This is a genomic window from Pseudoalteromonas sp. SR44-2 (genome assembly GCF_014163745.1).
Classification (GTDB): domain Bacteria; phylum Pseudomonadota; class Gammaproteobacteria; order Enterobacterales; family Alteromonadaceae; genus Pseudoalteromonas; species Pseudoalteromonas distincta.
This window is the reverse complement of sequence record NZ_JACJDW010000027.1, coordinates 37322-57751: the sequence shown is the minus strand read 5'-3', so window position 1 is coordinate 57751 and position 20430 is coordinate 37322. Positions and strand designations below refer to the sequence as shown.

Annotated in this window: 18 protein-coding genes and 2 tRNA genes; 10 read left to right on the top strand and 10 right to left on the bottom strand. The window is 38.7% G+C overall.

The window, feature by feature from the left end:
- Window positions 1-39 precede the first annotated feature (39 nt).
- Together H5115_RS15460 and H5115_RS15455 are read right to left on the bottom strand one after the other, a co-directional pair.
- Window positions 40-124, bottom strand: a tRNA-Tyr gene (locus H5115_RS15460).
- A 49-nt stretch (window positions 125-173) separates the two neighbouring features.
- Window positions 174-258 (bottom strand) — tRNA-Tyr (locus tag H5115_RS15455).
- Between the two features lie 112 nt (window positions 259-370).
- Here H5115_RS15455 and H5115_RS15450 point away from each other — a divergent pair.
- From H5115_RS15450 to H5115_RS15440, 3 genes are all read left to right on the top strand, one after another.
- Window positions 371-898 (top strand): VC2046/SO_2500 family protein, encoded by a 528-nt coding sequence (locus tag H5115_RS15450; protein ID WP_182756173.1) that lies wholly within the window; start codon window positions 371-373, stop codon window positions 896-898.
- 179 nt (window positions 899-1077) lie between these two features.
- A complete protein-coding gene (locus H5115_RS15445; RefSeq protein ID WP_002961433.1) occupies window positions 1078-1380 on the top strand; it encodes a DUF6172 family protein in 303 nt (100 codons plus the stop codon).
- 193 nt (window positions 1381-1573) lie between these two features.
- Window positions 1574-2491 (top strand): diguanylate cyclase, encoded by a 918-nt coding sequence (locus tag H5115_RS15440; protein WP_182756171.1) that lies wholly within the window; start codon window positions 1574-1576, stop codon window positions 2489-2491.
- A gap of 74 nt (window positions 2492-2565) precedes the next feature.
- On the opposite strand, the gene H5115_RS15435 is transcribed toward H5115_RS15440, so the two are convergent.
- From H5115_RS15435 to H5115_RS15425, 3 genes are all read right to left on the bottom strand, one after another.
- The gene (locus H5115_RS15435; RefSeq protein ID WP_182756169.1) at window positions 2566-3045 is read right to left on the bottom strand and encodes a YchJ family protein; all 480 of its coding nucleotides are present in this window, start codon (window positions 3043-3045) and stop codon (window positions 2566-2568) included.
- A 38-nt stretch (window positions 3046-3083) separates the two neighbouring features.
- A complete protein-coding gene (locus H5115_RS15430) occupies window positions 3084-3518 on the bottom strand; it encodes a SulA-like leucine-rich domain-containing protein (RefSeq protein ID WP_002961428.1) in 435 nt (144 codons plus the stop codon).
- 311 nt (window positions 3519-3829) lie between these two features.
- Window positions 3830-4294: a tetratricopeptide repeat protein gene (locus H5115_RS15425; protein WP_002961427.1), complete on the bottom strand. Its 465-nt coding sequence runs from the start codon at window positions 4292-4294 to the stop codon at window positions 3830-3832.
- A 118-nt stretch (window positions 4295-4412) separates the two neighbouring features.
- Between H5115_RS15425 and H5115_RS15420 the strand changes: the two genes are divergently transcribed.
- Window positions 4413-5705, top strand: coding sequence for an NCS2 family permease (locus tag H5115_RS15420; RefSeq protein ID WP_182756167.1), 1293 nt, complete (start codon window positions 4413-4415; stop codon window positions 5703-5705).
- Between the two features lie 72 nt (window positions 5706-5777).
- Here H5115_RS15420 and H5115_RS15415 read toward each other — a convergent pair whose 3' ends face one another.
- Window positions 5778-6536: a hypothetical protein gene (locus H5115_RS15415; protein ID WP_182756165.1), complete on the bottom strand. Its 759-nt coding sequence runs from the start codon at window positions 6534-6536 to the stop codon at window positions 5778-5780.
- 324 nt (window positions 6537-6860) lie between these two features.
- On the opposite strand from H5115_RS15415, the gene cysB reads away from it, so the two are divergent.
- Window positions 6861-7838: an HTH-type transcriptional regulator CysB gene (gene cysB / locus H5115_RS15410; protein ID WP_002961670.1), complete on the top strand. Its 978-nt coding sequence runs from the start codon at window positions 6861-6863 to the stop codon at window positions 7836-7838.
- Between the two features lie 77 nt (window positions 7839-7915).
- Here the strand turns inward: cysB and H5115_RS15405 are convergent, their stop codons facing one another.
- From H5115_RS15405 to pabB, 3 genes are all read right to left on the bottom strand, one after another.
- On the bottom strand, window positions 7916-9292 hold the full coding sequence (locus H5115_RS15405; RefSeq protein WP_024603668.1) for an L-serine ammonia-lyase: 1377 nt from the start codon (window positions 9290-9292) through the stop codon (window positions 7916-7918).
- A 103-nt stretch (window positions 9293-9395) separates the two neighbouring features.
- Window positions 9396-9971, bottom strand: coding sequence for a CoA pyrophosphatase (locus tag H5115_RS15400; protein WP_182756163.1), 576 nt, complete (start codon window positions 9969-9971; stop codon window positions 9396-9398).
- A gap of 6 nt (window positions 9972-9977) precedes the next feature.
- Window positions 9978-11336, bottom strand: a complete 1359-nt coding sequence (gene pabB / locus H5115_RS15395; RefSeq protein WP_182756161.1) for an aminodeoxychorismate synthase component I — start codon at window positions 11334-11336, stop codon at window positions 9978-9980.
- A gap of 155 nt (window positions 11337-11491) precedes the next feature.
- Between pabB and H5115_RS15390 the strand changes: the two genes are divergently transcribed.
- The 5 genes from H5115_RS15390 (at window position 11492) to H5115_RS15370 (ending at window position 19726) form a co-directional block, all read left to right on the top strand.
- Window positions 11492-13018, top strand: coding sequence for a fumarate hydratase (locus H5115_RS15390; protein WP_007375888.1), 1527 nt, complete (start codon window positions 11492-11494; stop codon window positions 13016-13018).
- A 430-nt stretch (window positions 13019-13448) separates the two neighbouring features.
- Window positions 13449-14489 (top strand): Glu/Leu/Phe/Val dehydrogenase, encoded by a 1041-nt coding sequence (locus tag H5115_RS15385; protein ID WP_182673535.1) that lies wholly within the window; start codon window positions 13449-13451, stop codon window positions 14487-14489.
- 136 nt (window positions 14490-14625) lie between these two features.
- Window positions 14626-15264 (top strand): chloramphenicol acetyltransferase, encoded by a 639-nt coding sequence (locus H5115_RS15380; protein ID WP_182694181.1) that lies wholly within the window; start codon window positions 14626-14628, stop codon window positions 15262-15264.
- Between the two features lie 352 nt (window positions 15265-15616).
- Window positions 15617-16441 carry a M90 family metallopeptidase gene (locus H5115_RS15375; protein ID WP_024595522.1) on the top strand — a complete coding sequence of 275 codons (825 nt, stop codon included), beginning with the start codon at window positions 15617-15619 and terminating at the stop codon, window positions 16439-16441.
- 105 nt (window positions 16442-16546) lie between these two features.
- Window positions 16547-19726, top strand: a complete 3180-nt coding sequence (locus H5115_RS15370; protein ID WP_182756160.1) for an amidohydrolase family protein — start codon at window positions 16547-16549, stop codon at window positions 19724-19726.
- 41 nt (window positions 19727-19767) lie between these two features.
- On the opposite strand, the gene H5115_RS15365 is transcribed toward H5115_RS15370, so the two are convergent.
- Complete coding sequence (locus tag H5115_RS15365) at window positions 19768-20340, bottom strand: TetR/AcrR family transcriptional regulator (RefSeq protein WP_182756158.1); 573 nt, start codon at window positions 20338-20340, stop codon at window positions 19768-19770.
- Window positions 20341-20430 lie beyond the last annotated feature (90 nt).

Here is a 20430-nt window from a genome sequence, read left to right as displayed (position 1 = left end):
GGAATATAGGAATATAGGAATATAGGAATAGTAGAGAAGTGGTGGAGGGAGCTGGATTCGAACCAGCGAAGGCTGAGCCGTCAGATTTACAGTCTGATCCCTTTGGCCGCTCGGGAACCCCTCCACACTAATTTTATTGCATTTGGCCCCACTTAACTTAGCGGTAAGAAAAGTGGTGGAGGGAGCTGGATTCGAACCAGCGAAGGCTGAGCCGTCAGATTTACAGTCTGATCCCTTTGGCCGCTCGGGAACCCCTCCAATGCAACGGCGCTGATAATAGCAAATTGCGTATTTAAGTAAAGAAAAAAGCTAAAGAAAATTGAAATAAAGCCGATAAATATCTATCAGTTACCACAATCGACTAAAGACTATGCAAATAGATGATTTGTTAATCACAGAGAGTCAGTTAAACAGTAGGCTCAATAATAGTGTGCATGAAAATCGCCGTGGCGAATTTTCTCTATTATTAGCGATGCTGTCACATGACGCACTCGACTTTAGCCAATTTCATTTACCAAAAACTGAAATAGATAATTTAGTTATAGAAGAAGAGGCATTAAGAAAGCAATTTGGCGCAGGTCCAAAGCAACTTTTAGCCCCTGATGAATACAATATGTTGGTTGGACAGTTTAATGCATCATTAATATCTCAAGAAGGAGAGCGCTGCGGTATGACAAGTATTAAGCTAAAACAGTGCTTAAAGCCTGAACCACTTGCGATTAGAAATGATGATAAGCATATTCCACTTAATATAATAGATAACTGTGAGCTTGCTGTCAGAAGAAGAATTAAAAGCGAACAAACACAACTTGCGAATCCTCCTATAGATGCAGCTGCTTTTTACGACAGCCTTAATAATGATGCAATACATCAACCACTTCAGCTTATTGCGGTGTGATATATGATTGTATTAATCATCAGTTAATATATGCTTTATAACGGGTCTGCTTTATATATTTGCTAATAATTGATTTAATGAAAAAAAAGCATCCAAAAATTAAATGCAATTGCTATAATGGCGTCAAATGGTATGACATGAAATGCCATTATCATTAAACCAAGGTAATTAGGAACGTAATGAAGAAAACATTCACGCTAAATCACGAGAAAATCAAATACCCTCGTATGGTTGATGCTGCAAAGCACGAAGTGAAAAAATATTTGAAAAGAGAGCGTAATAAAACGCTACCTGAAGATGCTGACTATTGGGCATTTGACTGTAAGTTTGGTAACACAGCTGAAGATGCGCAAGTTGTGCACGTTGCTGAATTAAGTAACCAAATTGGCGAAATTGAAAAGCAAGGTTTGACCTCTTTCTACGTAGAGATTTTAGCTCGACCTGCTCAACGTCAGCAATTAGATTTAGATGATGACGAATAATACTTAACTAAATTAAGTATTCGAAGTTTTAAAATGAGCCCAAGTGGCTCATTTTTTGTTTTTATGCATTAAAGATTCACCATAAATCATTTTTATTAGTAACTAATAAGTAGAATTTTATTATATTAACATTTACATAACAAAATATAGTGATATAAGGTGTGTTTAATTAAAAAAACAAAACAGTTGTACCATGCCTATAAATTACTCTGACCACCAATTGAAATTAAGCTTAAAGAACTCTAAGGTACTTGTCGTTGATGATCAGCTATTAAGCTTAATTGTATTAAAAAAAATATTATCAGAGCATTTTAGTGTAACAACAACGAGCTGTGGTGAGGATGCGATTGAAATTTGTAAACATAATCCGCCAGATATAATACTACTCGATATTAATATGGAAGGAATGAGTGGTATTGAAACATGTCTAAAATTAAAAAATATACCTGAAACACAAGATATCCCCGTTATTTTTGTAACCTCATCTGAAAATCAAGAAGAAGAGTGCTGGGAAGCAGGGGCTGTAGATTTTATAAAGAAACCAACTAACTCGGAAACTTTATATAGAAGAGTGCGCGCCCATATCACGATGAAACTTCAACACGACTTACTCAATCAAAAAGTATTTTTAGATGATTTAACTAAAGTATTCAATCGCCGTTATTTTGATGCACATTTTTCTAAAATGGAACGAAGCGCCTTACGAGAAAAAGTTGACTATGCACTATTACTCATCGATATAGATTACTTTAAGCAATACAATGATATCTATGGTCATGTGCAGGGGGATACGGTGTTAAACCTAGTAGCACAAACTATTACTAATAGTTTGCAAAGGCCAACCGATTTTGTTGCGCGTTATGGCGGCGAAGAGTTTGTAGCTGTTCTACCGCATACAAGCACTGAAGGTGCAATTTGTGTTGCTGATAAAATTAAACAGAATGTGGCCGATTTAGGAATATTACACAAATATTCAGAATATGATTTTGTGACTATTAGTATTGGCGGTGCAACCCTACAACCATACGTAAATAACAAAAACACGTTGCAGATCGCAGATGAAAAAATGTATGAGTCTAAAATGCAAGGGCGTAACAAAGTGTGTTTTTAAGTTTAGTTAGCTAATAAATCACTCTGCCACTTAAAAACACCTTTTAGGTAATAAATATTAAATAAGATTATTGATTACATGCTATGACATTTTTTGTACTTTTTATTGCTACCGCATGGGCAGTTATCATTTCTGCCTACTTTAATATCTTCAACAGGATATATAGTGCCATCTAAATAACGCCATTGAGTGTTTTCTTTAATAAACTGCGATTTTTCATGAAGCTCACAAAATAAGTTTTGATAAAAATATTGGGCTTTAAATTCTACAGTTCCAGTATCGCCATCATGGCTTGAGTCAATTAAATCAAGATTTATAAATCGACAGCTGTTAGCAAAATCATTGATTTCTTTAACCGGATTCTCAGCTTGTTTTTCTTTTGCGTAGGTTTGATAAACATATTTTGCATTTTTAATAACATAAGCGCTGAATCGTGAGCGCATAAGTTGTTCAGGAGTGTCAGCTTGCTTTACAGATAAGTGAAGCGGCTCGCAGCAATCGGCATAATTGTGCCCACTGCTGCAAAAACATAGTATGGCATTGAGTGAAGTCATAATAATAATACAAAGTCTAAAACATTAGTTTAACAAGCTTATTGAGCGAGTGGTATCTCTGTTGTTTGTGCGTTTTTAGTAAAACAGTATAGTTTTGTATTCGTTTTACTTAAATCGAACGATAGATTTGTAAGTAGTTGGTTATTAACTATATCGGTCCAGGTGATTACCGCTGCAAAGTTTCCATTATGTAACGCAGAATTTAATACATACTCTAGATTTACTAGGTGCTTCTGTCTAATAACAAGTAATTTACTTGTATCAATAGAGCATGAGTCAAGTAAAGCTTTGCTCGGTACATGATCTGGCGCAATTAATAACGTCCATGCATTAGAGCTATTGTATTGGTGTAATACTTTTAAAAGCTCAAAGGTCGCTGAAATTTCATCTTCAATTTGGATCAAATTTACGCAATCGCTTTGCTCGTCTTGTTGGTAACTTTTAACTGTTCGCACGGTAATAGGCTGTAACATAGTTTCACTCACTGGGTTTTTATACAGTATTCATATACAGTATTCATATACAGTAGTTTATACAGTGCTTTCGTGCAAGCATTTTATGCTATTTATTTGTACAGTTATTCAGCCTTTGATCATTGTTTTTTATTTTTAAATCTATAATTCTTTATTAATCAACTTGTTATAGGCTTGTTTTTGAGAAGGTTGTTTTAAAATAAATTTTTGAGTAGTGTCTTCATTTGTGGGTTTTATACTGTGTAGGAGTATCTTTGTAACTATATACAGTATTTTTCAACACTGTATACAGTACTTATAACTTAGTTGGTTTATGTGTTTTCACTCGTGCGAGGGATCATATGAGAAAACTGGAGTTGGTGAATTTGTTCGTACAAACTTGCTGCATAACATTGAGCATCTTTAAATCGCTTAGTTTCGATATGTTTGCGTATATCTGTAACCGCTGCAGTGGCAGGTGCATACCCTTGGCTACTCGCTAAGCTCAACCACGCTACAGCATGAAATACACTTTGTGGCACGCCTTCACCTTTTACAAAAAATAAACCTAAATAAAACTGTGCTCTATGGTTTCCTGCCATTGCAGCAAGGCGCATCCATTTTGCAGCCAATGGAGCTTGATTATTTTTTAAATAATATAGGGCTTTATTAATAGTACTTTGCTCATCTTTTTTATTATCAATGGGCGCGGGGCTGCTTTCTGGTTGAGTAACAAAACCTAAAATGTTGTCTAGCTGTTGCTCTAAGTCTTGCTCACAAGGTGTTGTTTTAAGCATATTGGTTCATTTATTATTTTAACTACTTTAACAGTTTAGTATATAGCAAGGTAAAATGTCCTGTAAAAGATAATTTTTATGTTAAAATCTCGCCACTTTTTACTATCACAAGTTTATTATGTTTGAAGCCTTATTTAAACTCAGCGAAAATAATTCAACAGTTAAACGCGAATGCGTTGCTGGCCTAACTACCTTTATTACTATGGTATACATTGTATTTGTAAACCCGGCTATGCTTGCTGAGGCAGGGATGGACCAAGGGGCTGCATTTGTAGCGACATGTATAGCAGCTGCGATAGGCTGTTTTATAATGGGCTTATGGGCTAATTATCCATTAGCATTAGCGCCTGGCATGGGACTAAATGCCTTTTTTACGTATGGCGTCGTATTAGGAATGGGTTATACCTGGCAAGCCGCATTAGGGGCTGTTTTTATGTCGGGTTGTATATTTTTATTCTTAAGCTTATTTAAAGTCAGAGAATGGATTATTAATGCCATACCTCTGGTGCTCAAGCGAGCTATCGCAACAGGTATTGGTGCTTTTTTAGCCTTAATTGCCCTTAAAAATGCAGGCATTATTGTCTCAAGCCCTGCAACACTAGTGCAATTGGGCGACATTACTTCCCCAGGCCCATTATTAGCTATATTAAGCTTTTTTGTAATTGCAGCGCTTTTATACCGCGATTTTAAAAGCGGTGTACTTATTAGTATTTTATTAGTGACAGGCATTGCACTAAGTTTAGGGCTAGTTGAATATCACGGTGTTATGGCTATGCCACCATCAATAATGCCTACTTTTATGCAACTAGATTTTGCCGCCGCTTTTGATATATCAATGATGAGTGTTATTTTTGCATTCTTGTTTGTCGATCTTTTTGATACTTCGGGTACATTAGTTGCAGTCACTCAAAAAGCTGGTTTAGCTGATGAAAAAGGTAACATGCCTCGTTTAGGACGCGCACTAAGTGCTGACAGCTCTGCAACAATTGCAGGTGCGATGCTAGGCACGTCTACGACTACATCGTATATAGAATCGGTTGCTGGTGTATCTGTTGGCGGACGTACTGGCTTAACGGCTGTAGTTGTAGGTATTTGCTTTTTACTAATGATGTTTTTTGCACCGCTTGCACAAATGGTACCGGCTTATGCTACGGCAGGTGCTATTTTATATGTCGCTGTACTGATGCTACAAAATTTAAAGTTTGTAGATTGGGATGATATGACCGATGCAATTCCCGTAACGGTTGTGTTGCTAATGACACCATTAACGTTCTCGATTGCACACGGTATTGCGCTTGGCTTTATATCTTACACCGCGGTTAAAGTATTGTGTGGTAAAAAAGATCAAGTCAGTATTAGTGTTTGGATATTAACAGCCTTGTTTGTTTTCAAGTTTGCATTTTTGTCTTAATGGCTAACGAAAAATAAAAAAAGCCTGCACAAATTTAATTTGTGCAGGCTTTTTAATGCTTTTATAAAAACGCTACCATTTCTTTTTAGGAGCAAACAATATATCTAAGTCGTCTTGCTCTTCTTCTGTTTTCTTTTTAAGTGCGCTTGCATTAGAAGCTCTTAGTTCAACACTAATTGCTTCTAAGTAACCTTCAACTTCTTGGCGTTTTGTTGTTACATATTCATCGGTGTATGTAACTGCATTGAGCGTTGCCTGTGCTTTTTCAAAATACTGTCTTGCAGAGCCAACCATACTTGCTGAGCGGGCAGATAAGCCACGTTTTATTTGGCTTTCAATATTAATACGCAGTTGTAGTTTTTCAAGACGTTTATCTTCTAAAACAAAAACTTGGCTGTCAATACGACCTTTACTGTGTTCAGAGCGTAAAATTGAGCGTAATTTTTTAATGCCCTGAATTAAGCCTACAAGTTGCTTGTCATTATTCGGTAGCGTTAAAGCTTCACTGCTATTATCTTGAACGGGATTAGATAAGTGCGTTTTCGCTTCACTTAAGCGGCTTTTAAGTGCTTTAGATGTTTGCGAGTTATTAACCATTGTATTTAAAGCTTCGTAAATACGGCGTTGTAACGTACGAATTAGATTCTCAGACAGGGGTATGTTAGCACTATTCATTAGTGCTTCTTCTGTTTCTTCTATTATAGCTTTTTGTTTTGTAAGCTCTTTGCGGCGTTCTGCCTCTTGTTTTTCTTTGTGTTGTTGTACAGCACTTACCCAAAGTGCAATCACAATCAATGCAACTATAAGCACTATTATAATAGAAACGATCATGGTGTAATTCTCGGACATATAACCTAATTATTTAATCTTACATTAAATATACGTTAACAGGGTAGCTTTGCGCCGATTAACTTAAAAAATACACCCAAAAATTGATAGGTTGAGCTCTTTATAAACCGTAGTCACCCTAAGGGCTTATAAACTAAAGCTGAATAAACATCGCTACCTCAAGCATATTTATTATGCTAGCCTTGAGCTCTAATCAGATAATTGCACACCTAAAGACCTAAAGTGATATTTTACGTAAATAACACTTGGTTTTAAGCTGTATTGCCTTTATAAATAATATGAATAATAACGTTAAAATTTGCAGCCATGAAATTACAACAACTCAGATACATCGTAGAAGTACAAAATCATAAATTAAATGTTTCAGCGACTGCTGAGAGTTTATTTACCTCGCAGCCAGGAATTTCTAAACAAGTACGCATGTTAGAAGATGAGTTGGGTGTACAAATTTTTGGTCGCAGTGGTAAACATTTAACGCATGTAACCGGTGCTGGCGAAGATATAATTAATATTTCTCGTGAAATACTCTCCAAAGTAGAAGGTATTAAAGCCGTTGCTAATGAGCATACGTTACCTGATCAAGGTAAGTTAAATATTGCCACAACACATACCCAAGCCCGTTATGCTTTGCCTAACGTTATTCAAGGGTTTATGAAAAAATACCCTGCGGTATCGCTTCATATGCACCAAGGTACTCCACAGCAAATATCGGATGCTGCAGCACGCGGTGATGCCGACTTTGCTATTGCAACAGAAGCACTGCATTTGTATTCAGATTTAGTTATGTTGCCTTGTTATCATTGGAATCGCAGTATTGTTGTTGCTAAAGACCATCCGCTCGCTAAAAAGGCAAATAGTTTAACTGTTGCTGACATTGCCCAATATCCACTCATTACATATGTATTTGGTTTTACGGGCCGCTCAGAGTTAGATAAAGCATTTAGCGCACACGGACTTGAGCCACACATTGTATTTACTGCAACCGATGCTGATGTTATAAAAACATACGTACGACTGGGTTTAGGAGTTGGTGTTGTCGCTTCAATGGCGATAGATCAAGTGAGCGATACCGATTTAGTGTGTATTGATGCAAGCCACTTATTTGAAGCAAGCACGACCAAAATTGGTTTTAGAAAGGGCAGCTTTTTACGTACTTACATGTATGATTTTATTGAACGTTTTGCACCGCACTTAACTAAAGAGCGCGTAGAGCGAGCAAGCTTGTTACGTAACCAAGATGACGTAGATAAGTTATTTGCAGATATAGAGTTACCCGTTAAATAATGTCACTACATTAAACGAATAATAAAAAAGCCGCCTATTTTAAAAATAGGCGGCTTTTTCTTTTTATAGCGAGCTGATTAACATTCGATAATATTAACTGCTAATCCACCGCGAGCGGTTTCTTTATATTTAGTTTTCATATCGTTACCAGTTTCAAGCATGGTCTTAATCACTTTATCAAGTGATACCTTTTGCTCGCCACTGCCACGTATAGCTAAACGTGAGGCATTAATTGCTTTAATCGCGCCCATTGCATTACGTTCAATACACGGTACTTGTACTAAGCCACCAACAGGGTCGCACGTGAGGCCTAAATTATGTTCCATACCAATTTCTGCTGCGTTTTCTACTTGCACAACATTGCCACCAACAATTTCTGTTAATGCGCCTGCAGCCATAGAGCACGCAACGCCGACTTCACCTTGGCAACCTACTTCGGCACCCGATATAGAGGCATTCTTTTTATATAAAATACCAATAGCAGCAGCGGTTAATAAATAACGCGTGGCTATATCGCGGTCTACTTCTTTCACAAATGTGTGATAGTACATAAGCACAGCCGGTAAAATACCCGCAGCACCATTAGTTGGTGCGGTAACTACACGGCCACCTGCCGCATTTTCTTCGTTTACGGCAAGGGCAAATAAATCAACCCAGTCCATTGCACGAAGTGGGTCGTTACTGACCTCTATATTTAGTTTTAAGTATAAGCTAGGCGCTCGGCGCTTTACTTTTAAGCCGCCAGGTAAAATACCTTCGGTACGCATACCACGGTCAATACAGGCCATCATTACTTTCCAGATATGAAACAGCGTGTCTTTTATTTCATCTTCAGTGCGTAGTGTTTTTTCGTTCTTCATCATTAAGCTTGAAACACTAAGCCCTGACTCTTTACACATCTCTAGTAGCTCTTTTGCGCTACTGAAAGGGAAAGGAGCTGGGTTTTCTTCTCTAATATCAAGGGCTGCTTGTTTTTCGTTTTCAAACTCTTCATCAGTGACAATAAAGCCACCGCCAATAGAGTAATATACTTTGCTGTAAACTTTTTCGCCGTTGTTTGAGGCGATAATTTCCATTGCATTAGAGTGCTTAGGCAGCGTTTTGCGACGATGAAAAACAATAGCGCCTTGTTTTGGAAACTTAGCTTTGTGTGTTTTGTTTAAATAAATAACCTGATCTTTTTCGATTGTCGCTAAAATGTCGTCGACTAAATCGGCATCTATAGTTTCAGGGTCATAACCGGCTAAACCAAGAATTACGGCTTTACCCGAGCCATGGCCAACACCTGTTTGACCCAAAGAGCCATAAAGCTCTACTTTAATATCGGTCACATTTGCTAATAATTGTTGTTCTTGTAGGTCATTAACAAATAAGCGTGATGCGCGCATTGGGCCAACGGTGTGTGATGACGAAGGGCCAATACCAATGCTAAACATATCAAATGCACTGATCATAATGTGTGTGTCTCTACTTTGTTTTATCAGCACGAAGCTGCTCTTTGAACGGTCGAGCATGATAACGTGGAATTGTGATTGTGTAACTACTAATAACGAAGATTTAAACTGGTAAGGCGAGTTGTTTTGTAAAGTTTTTTATAATGCTTGCTGTCGCACCCCAAAGTAAACCATGTGGCGTTTTAAAACCTTGCAAAATAACCGTTTTCCCAAATCGTTGAAAAGGTAAGGGTTGCCAATTAGCTTCGTTATTTAACTCAGTGACCGAGAGTAAAAAGCTCGCTTGTACTTCATTATAGTCATTTTCCCAGGTGGTGTCTTTTTTGAGTAAACCCACATAGGGGCTAATACTAAAACCCGTTAAGGTTGAATACTCAGGTAAGTGACCTAATACATTAACGTTGTTTTGGGCAATATTTAGCTCTTCTTTTAGTTCGCGAAGGGCTGTGGTGCGAAGGGTAATGTCGCTTACTTCAAACTTACCTCCGGGCAAACAAATCTCCCCTGGGTGATGGTGTAAATAAGTAGGGCGTTTACACAGTAAAATATGTGCATGATTATCTATATCAATAATTGGCAGCATAACAGCGCTAGCACGTTTTTTACGCGTGTCTTTTAACTGGTTTGGCGCAGCTGTAGGGCTTAACAGAAACCGCGCCATAATGTGTTCACTATTCAAAGCGACCTACTGTTTTAATAAAGGGAGGATTTTATTTACTTTATCGTAAGTTTCTTGATATTCCAATTCGACTTTAGAATCAGCTACTATTCCGCCACCTGCCCAGCAGTAAATTTGCGCTTTGTGGCACACCAAGGTGCGAATAGTGATACTCGTATCCATATTTCCACATGCACTTAAATAACCAATTGAACCACAATAAATGCTGCGTCGATGTGGTTCTAGTTCTTCAATTATTTCCATCGCTCTAATTTTGGGCGCACCGGTGATTGAGCCACCCGGAAAAGCCGCTTTTAATTGATCGACCGCTGTTTTGCCTTCATCAAGTTCTGAGGTTACCGTGCTTACTAAATGATGCACTGCCGGAAAGCTTTCAATAGCAAAAAGGGAAGGGACGTGGACGCTGCCAGGTTTTGCCACTTTGCCTAAGTCGTTACGCAGTAAATCAACAATCATTACGTTTTCAGCGCGATCTTTAGCTGATGCTGCGAGTATTTGGGCTTGGCGTTGATCCTCCAGCGCATCCGCTTTTCGCGGCAGAGTGCCTTTAATAGGTTTGGTTTCTACAACGTTATTATTTACAGATATAAAGCGCTCAGGGGAAATTGATAAAATTGCCCCTTGAGGGTGATTTATAAAGCTCGAAAATGGCGCTTTATTTGCCTCACGCAGTTTAATATAAGCTGCCCAAGGGGAGCCTTCAAACTGAGCGTTAAAGCGCTGCGCTAAATTAATTTGGTAACAATCGCCACTTTTTAGATACTCCTCAATTTGGGCAAACTTTGCAGCGTATTCCGTTTCGCTCATATTTGATTGCCAGTCGCTGTTTAGGGCAAAGGACTGCGTATTAACTTGGGAGTTAGCGTGTGTATTTAAGTATTGCTCATAAAGCGCTAATCGATCGGTGTTTGGCTGCGATACATAAAACCAGCTTTGTTGCTGCTTGTCGTAAATAAGGGCATCTAAGTAAAGGCCAATAGCCATTTGGGGAAGATTAATGTCTTCAATGGCATGAGTGGGGATGTTTTCAATTGTACGCCCTAAGTCGTAGCCAAAGTAGCCAAGCCAGCCGCCGTTAAAGGGTAAATCGTAATCGGCTTTTGTTTTAGCAAGATGCGAAAGCTCATTATTCATAATTTCAAAGCAGTTATCACTACTTTCTATATTATTTAAAAAGCTTTTATTATTTTTTACTTCAAGGGTACTTTGCGGCTCAATGGCAATAATATCAAAACGGCTGTTTATATGATTACTATTTGCAGAATCTAATAGAATTGCGTAAGGCAAATGTGAAAAATGCGCAAAAACGTCAATGCAGTTTTGTGTTATGCCTAATTTAATACAATTTTTTTTATTGTTTAGCATTTACTGCCCCTTTAAGAACTGGCTCGAAACGGGCTGGGAGGGTATCATAAGTCAAATTTTTTGGCAGCACTAAGCTGCAAAAAACAGTGCAAACCACCGTCACCGGTTTGATTTAGATTACGCGACAACGCGTAACGGTAACTTAAGGAACCACTATGAGTACAATTTGTCAGCAAGACTTTATTGATAGCATTGAAGATGCATTGCAATATATTTCGTTCTATCACCCACTTGATTTTGTTCAAGCACTCGAAAAAGCGTACAACAAAGAACAAAGTAAAGCGGCTAAAGACGCCATTGCACAAATTTTAATTAACTCACGCATGTCGGCTGAAGGCAAGCGTCCACTTTGCCAAGACACCGGTATTATTACCTGTTTTGTTAAAGTAGGTATGGATGTTAAGTGGGATAAAACAGATTTAACCGTTCAACAAATGGTTGATGAAGGTACTCGTCGTGCATATTTAAATCCAGATAACCCTTTACGTGCATCTATTGTTGCAGACCCTGCTGGCACACGTAAAAACACTAAAGATAATACGCCTTCGGTTGTGCATATTGATTTAGTAGCGGGTGGAAAAGTAGAAGTAATGGTTGCGGCTAAAGGCGGCGGCTCTGAAAACAAAAGTAAAATGGTTATGTTAAACCCGTCAGATGATGTTGCTGCATGGGTAGAAAAAACACTACCAACAATGGGTGCTGGTTGGTGTCCGCCAGGCATGCTAGGTATAGGTATTGGTGGTACGGCTGAAAAAGCAGCAGTAATGGCTAAAGAGTCGTTAATGGATCCGGTTGATATCCATGAGCTAATGGAACGCGGCGCAGAGACAACAGAAGAAAAACTGCGTTTAGAAATTTTTGATCGTGCTAATAAATTAGGTATTGGCGCACAAGGCTTAGGCGGTTTAACAACGGTTGTTGATGTTAAAATTAAAACGGCACCAACGCATGCCGCTTCAAAACCTGTAGTAATGATCCCAAATTGTGCGGCAACTCGCCATGTACATTTTACGCTTGACGGTTCTGGCCCTGCTAATTTAAAAGCACCTAAACTAGAAGATTGGCCACAAGTAACATTTGAAGTAGGCGAAGGCACACGTCGTGTTGATTTAAATACACTGACTAAAAAAGATGTTCAAGAATGGAAAATGGGTGAAACCGTTTTACTTTCGGGTACTATTTTAACAGGTCGTGATGCAGCGCATAAACGTTTGCAAGATATGATCAATTCAGGTGAAGGTTTACCTGAGGGCGTAGACTTTGATAATAAATTTATTTATTACGTAGGCCCTGTGGATGCGGTACGCGATGAAGCAGTAGGTCCTGCTGGCCCTACAACAGCCACTCGCATGGATAAATTTACCGATATGATGCTAGAAAAAACAGGCATTGTAGGCATGATTGGTAAAGCTGAACGTGGCCCTGCGACTGTTGAGTCTATTAAAGAGCATAAATCTGTTTATTTGATGGCTGTAGGCGGCGCAGCTTACTTAGTATCTAAAGCGATTAAAAAAGCGCGTGTTGTAGCTTTTGAAGATTTAGGTATGGAAGCTATTTACGAATTTGAAGTAGAAGATATGCCAGTGACTGTTGCAGTAGACAGTGAAGGCGCCAATGCGCATACACAAGGCCCTGCTATCTGGAAAGCTAAAATTGAAGAGCTTGATAGCAAGCTAAAATAACGTACGTTTTGTATTTTTAAAAAGCGAGCCTAGTGCTCGCTTTTTTGTTTTTTTAAATAGAGTTATTAGCAAGTTTACAGCTCTGACCAGTTTGCGAAAAAGCTTACTTTTTACTGGAAACCTATAGGCACCAGTACGTAGCAGCCAGGTAGCACTTGTATATTAAACTTTACATGCAACAATTGCATTACGTTCACGTAAACGTAAGTCGGTGTGGTTCTTATATTTATAGTATTTAAAACTTAAAAATGACGGTTTTGTAAATTTTTTATCTATATAAAAGTTTTAATTAGGTTATTTAATTTAAGCTTAATGTTTTCATTGGTTTTATCATCTGTGAGTATAGCGAACACGTATATGAAGTGATAAAGTCTCGGCAATTTCCAGCGCGCATACCCTCTCACGGGTTAACTATTTCGGAGTATTTTAAGTGGCTGTGTTTAATCGAGTTGAATTTGATAACCATGAACAAGTGGTTTTTTGTTCTGATGAAGAGTCGGGTTTAAAAGCAATTATTGCTGTACATAATACCAACCTAGGTCCTGCAGTTGGCGGATGTAGAATGTGGGATTATGCGAACGACGAAGATGCTGTTTATGACGTGCTACGTTTATCAAAGGGCATGACTTATAAAAATGCAGTTGCGCGCTTACCCTTTGGTGGCGGTAAATCTGTAATTATAGGTAATGCGAAAGAAATTAAATCTGAGCAATTATTCCGTGCATTTGGTCGTCAATTAGAGCGATTAAATGGCAGCTATTACTCAGCAGAAGATGTAAACATCACATGTGCTGATGTAGCTATTATGAATAAAGAAACTAATTACGTACTGGGCCTTGAAGGTAAAAGCGGTAACCCATCGCCATTTACAGCATACGGTACTTTTTTAGGAATTAAAGCAGCGCTACAGCATCAACGTGGCCATCAAAATTTTGCAGGTGTGAAAGTGGCTGTGCAAGGTCTAGGTGCTGTTGCTTATGGTTTATGTAAACATTTACATGATGCGGGCGCTGAGTTGTTTGTAACTGATATTAACCAAGCTGCCATTGATCGTGTAGTAAGTGACTTTGGCGCAACTGCGGTTGGCATTGATGACATTTACGACTTAGATGTTGATGTTTATGCACCTTGTGCATTAGGCGCAACTATTAACGATTTAACGATACCGCGTTTAAAAGCGACTATTATTGCAGGCTGTGCTAATAATCAGCTGGCAGAATCTCGCCACGGTGAAGTTATTCGTGAAAAAGGCATTTTATATGCACCAGATTACGTAATTAACGCCGGTGGTATTATTAATGTTTATTACGAAACAGCGCCAGAAGGTTACAGTGCAGCAGCGTCTAATAAACATGTTGAAGGTATTTTTAATACGTTAACTGAAATTTTTGCTCGCAGCGAAAAAGAGCAAAAATCAACGCATTTAATTGCTGACGAATTAGCGCAAGAGATCATTAAAAACGGTCTGTGATCTAAGTTCTAATTTATATAAGGGTGTGCAATTGCACACCTTTTGTTTATCTGTAAGTTAATGCAATTATTACTGAACAGCGGTACACTTTATTTTTAATTTTGTGCGGCAAATTATGACTCCCTCAACTTCTCTCATGCAGCCTATCGATTTAGATAATTGGCCTAGAAAGCAACACTTTGAATTATTTAAACACTTTTCTCAGCCTTATTTTAATGTGTGTGTGCGTTTAGATGCTCAAGCACTTTACGACTATTGCAAAACCAATCAATTTTCTTTTTTTCAAGCATATGTATATTGCACCTTAAAAGCGTGCCATGAGTACGATTCAATAATGCTACGTATAATAGATAGTAGGCCATGGTTACTTAATAGTGTTCGCGCAAGTGTGGTTGAGTTGTCTGAAAACGATACGTTTGTTTTTAGTTATTTTAATAGCGCAAGCGATTTTAAAGAGTTTGCAAATCATGCAAGTGACGTAAGCAAAAAAGCGAAACAACAGCCGTTATTTTCTGATGCATTTGCCCAAACAGAAGGGCAGGCCGACTTAATTCATATATCTGTTTTGCCGTGGCTGAATTTTAGTGCGTTTTCGCATGCATTTAGTGAAGGGGAGAGTTTAGGCATTCCTAAATTTGTATTTGGTCAGTTTGATAAACACACAGGTACAATGCCTTTAGCTATCGATGTACACCACTCATTAATGGATGGTTTGCACGTAGCGAAATTTATAAACACATTGCAGGGTACATTTGACTCCTTTTGCAAAGGTTAACTTAAACACGTCATCTAACGGCAGTGCAAGCAGTAATTAACCTGAACTTTGGATAATAAATCTATCTCAAGCAGCTATTTTTAGCGCTAACTGCGTTGAATTTACTTGCAATAGGCCCGCTATTGACGCGTAAATTCGCCTTGTTTTCACTAAAAATCTCTGGCTAGAGAAAATAAATTTAAATATCACCATGATCCAATACATTAGTAAATCTCTTAACCAAAGTTCAGGTTAAGTAATCTATAAGCAATGCGATGTGAATTACTTTTTATTCAAATACATAACCTTATATGCTTGAAAAGCACGTGTGCTGGACATATTTATATACCATACCTTAGCTCAGGAAATCCCCATGATAAATGGACTGTTAATTGTTGTTTTAATTCTTTTTGTGGTGATTTTCTGGCGTTGGCCATCAATTCAAAACCGATTATGGCGCAGTAAATATAAAGACTTTGCTTTAAATTCACAGCAAAAAGATATTTTACTGCGTTGCATGCCCATCTATAAAAAAATGACCGATGCCGACAGAGAAAAGTTAGAGCGACATATTACGTGGTTTTTAAATGAAAAACGCTTCGTTGGTTGTGATGGCTTAAAGCTAACGTCTGCAATGAAGTTAATTGTAGCCGCCGATGCGTGTGTATTAGTGCTTAATAAACCGTGGCCGTTATATAGAAATGTAAAAGAAATTTTATTATACCCCAGTGCTTATTACGCCCCACAATCAACTCGCGATAGTGCAGGACTTGTGAGTTACCACAATACGGTAAGACTAGGCGAGTCATGGCCTGGCGGCACGCTTGTACTCAGTTGGCATGATGTGCTTGAGGGTAACCGCTTGCCAAGTGATGGACATAATTTAGTTTTTCATGAGTTTGCTCATCAACTCGATCAAGAAACAGGTAAAACAACGGGCACACCCATTTTAAAAAGCTCAGCAGATTACAAAGAGTGGGGCCGAGTATTTAGCCGTGCTTTCACCCAGTTAAAAAGTCACGTTGCTTATAGCATGCCGCATGTTATTCACAGCTATGGTGCGACTAACGAAGCTGAGTTTTTTGCTGTACTCACCGAAACCTTCCTCGAAAAACCCGCAGAGCTTCGCCGATACGATCCTGAAATTTACAGTATGCTAGTTAATTACTATCAATTTGACCCTATTGTTTGGCATTAAACCTACATAAACCGCGCTTTATCATATAACGCTGGCAAGTTGCGTTTGTTTTTGTTGCAATCATGTGAAATAGTTTTTACTGCAACAAAAACAAGCGAGAAACGCATGAAAAAAATGCTTCATACAGTATTAGCATTGTCGGTGTCATTAGCGATAGGGCAGGTAAATGCCGCTGAAAAAGACGAACAAAAATGGCAAGTAGATTCACCAAAAGGGCAATTTGTTGACGCTGCAATTAGCGTTGAGCAAGGCACATGGATGAATATAGATATTAGCCCTGATGGTAAAACTGTGGTGTTTGACTTACTTGGCGATATTTACATTATGCCAATGAGTGGTGGTACAGCTACAAAGCTCACCTCTGATATTGCATGGCAAATGCAACCACGCTTTAGTCCTAACGGCAAAAGTATTGCGTTTACCTCCGACCAAGGTGGCGGCGATAACATTTGGATAATGGACTTAAATGGCGAAAATCAACACGCTGTTACCGATGAAACCTTTAGGTTATTAAATAGTCCTGCATGGAGTCCTGATGGCGACTACTTAGTTGCGCGTAAACACTTTACAGCTAGCCGCTCATTGGGAGCAGGTGAAGTGTGGTTGTATCATAAAGCGGGTGGCAAGGGCGTGCAGCTTACAAAACGCGAGAACGATCAAAAAGATTTAGGTGAGCCAATGTTTTCACCTAATGGTCGTTATGTATACTTTTCGCATGATGCAACACCCGGTAAAACCTTTCATTATTCAAAAGATTCTGTAGCGGGCATTTATAAAATTAAGCGCTACGACCGTGAAACGGGTGAAATTGAAACCATAATCGATACGATGGGCGGTGCTATTAGGCCTACACCGTCACCTGATGGAAAAAAACTGGCGTATATAAAGCGTGATGATTTTCAAACTAGTCTTTATTTATATGACTTAACCAGCGGTGAGCACACTAAGCTTTACGATAAGCTTGAGCGAGATATGCAAGAAACCTGGGCTATTCATGGTGTATACCCAACCATTGCATGGACACCAGATAACGAAGAACTGGTGTTTTGGGCTGGTGGCACAATTCACAAGCTAGATGTTGCAGACAAATCTGTAAAAACCATTCCTTTTAAAGTGCAAACAAGTAAAAAAATTCAAAAAGCGGTGCGCTTTACACAAAACTTAGATACTGATGAGTTTGATGTAAAAATGCTGCGTAATGTGCAAGTAAGCCCAGATGGCGAAACGGCAATTTTTGAAGCGCTTGGGCATATTTATAAACGTGATTTAGAGTCGGGTAAAATTAAGCGTTTAACAAAGCAAACAGATCATTACGAATTATTTCCACAGTACTCTCGCGATGGTAAAAAAATAGTTTACACCACATGGGATGATAACAAACAAGGGTCTGTAAGAGTGGTTTCTGCGCGCAGTGGTCGTGGCGATACAATTACTAAAGAGCCTGGGAAATATGTAGAGCCAACGTTTAGCCCAGATGGTAAAACGGTTGTTTATCGAAAAGCTACTGGCGGCAGTATTTTAAACCCTAAATGGTCACTTAACCCTGGTATATATAGCGTAAGCGCAAAAGGCGGTAAAAGTGAGCTTATTTCAAAAAGTGGATATCAACCACAATTTGGAGATGCAAACGATCGCGTTTTTATAATGAGTCCCTGGCCAAAACCAACGCTTAGCGTAGTTGAGCTTGAAAGTAAAAAAGTTCGCAAACTGTACGAATCAGAGCATGCTACTGAATTTAGAGTATCACCAGATGGGCAATACCTCGCTTTTGCTGAGCGATTTAAAGTATTTGTAACGCCGTTTGTTCAAAGTGGTAAAACAATTAATATTGGGCCTAAAGACAGTCAATTCCCAATAGAGCAGTTATCGGTACGTGCTGGTGAAAACATTAGCTGGAGTGCTAAGAGCAACAAACTTTATTGGACATTAGGGCCTGAGCTTTATCATGCAAGCCTTGAGGGGATGTTTGCCATTAACAAAGCCGAAGATGCCGACTTTAAAGTGAAAAGTGGCGATAATATTGGTTTCAGTAAAAAAATGGCAGAGCCTAAAGGCATGATTGCGCTCACTGGTGCAAAAATTATAACTATGGATGGCGAAAAGGTTATTGAAAATGGTGTAATCATCACCGATGGCAAGCATATTAAAGCAATTGGTACAGCCAGCGAGATAAGCATCCCTAAAGGTGCTGAGGTTATTGATGTAACAGGCAAAACAATTATGCCTGGTATTGTTGATGCTCATGCACATGGCTCGCAAGCAAGCGGTGAAATTATACCTGAGCAAAACTGGAAAAACTTTGCAGGTTTAGCGCTGGGTGTAACTACAATTCACGATCCATCAAATGATACCTCAGAAATATTTACCGCAAGCGAAATGCAAAAGGCAGGCATGATTGTTGGTCCGCGTATTTTCTCAACGGGTACTATTTTATATGGCGCAAATATGCCAGGTTATACGTCGCATATTGACTCGTTAGACGATGCTAAATTTCATTTAGAGCGCCTTAAAAAAGTAGGGGCGTTTAGTGTTAAATCGTATAACCAGCCACGCCGAGAGCAGCGCCAACAAGTTATTGAAGCAGGCCGTGAACTTGAAATGATGGTTGTCCCTGAAGGTGGCTCATTATTACAACATAACTTAAGTATGATTGTAGATGGACACACAGGTATTGAGCATTCAATCCCTGTAGAGAACATATATGACGATATAAAGCAGTTATGGTCGCAAAGTGATGTTGGTTACACACCAACACTTGTAGTGGCTTATGGTGGCATTTGGGGTGAGAACTACTGGTACGATAAAACTGATGTGTGGAATCATCCACGTTTAAGTAAATTTGTGCCAAAAAATCAATTATTACCACGCTCTATGCGCCGCATTAAAGCGCCCGATCATCACTATAATCACTTTAATAACGCACGCGTTGCTGCTGAGCTGCAAGACCTAGGTGTATTAGTTAACTTAGGTGCGCACGGTCAGCGTGAAGGCTTAGGTGCACACTGGGAGATGTGGATGTTCGCACAAGGCGGAATGACACCGCTTGAGGCAATACGTGCATCAACACTCGATCCGGCTAAGTATTTAGGACTTGATAAAAACGTAGGCTCGCTTGAAGTGGGCAAACTGGCTGATTTAATGGTTATAGATGGCGATCCGCTTAAAAATATTCGAGATTCGGATAAAGTAGATTACACCATGATCAATGGTCGACTATTCAATGCAGAGACAATGAATGAAGTGGGTAAAAAAGAACGCGAACCACTTTATTTTGAAGAACTGTAATTTACTTTAAACTTCTTAAAGCGGCTACATAGCCGCTTTTTTTAGCTTTGTATTATGTGTTTTAGCAAAGCAGTACTTGGCATAGTAAGCGGTTGAGTATGCATGACACGTGCTTGGCATATAAGCCCTTCCTTTAGAGTAAATAATGTTTGTGCGACATTTTCGGCTTTAGCTTTATTATTTTTTAGCTGAGGAGTGGCAAGTAAAGCATTCAATATAATTTTAAATACAGCTTGTTTATGTGCCTTACACTGAATTGCAATAGTATGCGCTGCGAGTGGGTATTCTGCTGCTGCGTTTATGAAGAAGCATCCATTAAAATCGCCCAATTCCGGCACTCCACTATTAAACCAGCTCTCTAAACCTTTAAATAATCCATTCGCAACGTCAAGGGCGCTTTGTTTATCACAGACTTGTTCTAGCCAATTATTAAAATTTTTATCACGTGTGGCTAAGCAAGCAAGTATTAGCTCATCTTTGCTTGCGAAGTGATTATAAAGCGTTTTTTTAGCGATACTTGAAACGGCTAGAATTTCATTAATACCCACAGCATGTAATCCTTTGCTATAAAAGAGATTAAGTGCTGTTGTAATAATTTGCTCTTGTTTATTCATAAAACCCCTTAAATATTAGCTGAAAGGTATCTTGACATAAGTAGACAGACTTGTCTATCATTGCCAGGTAGACAAGTCTGTCTGCCTTAT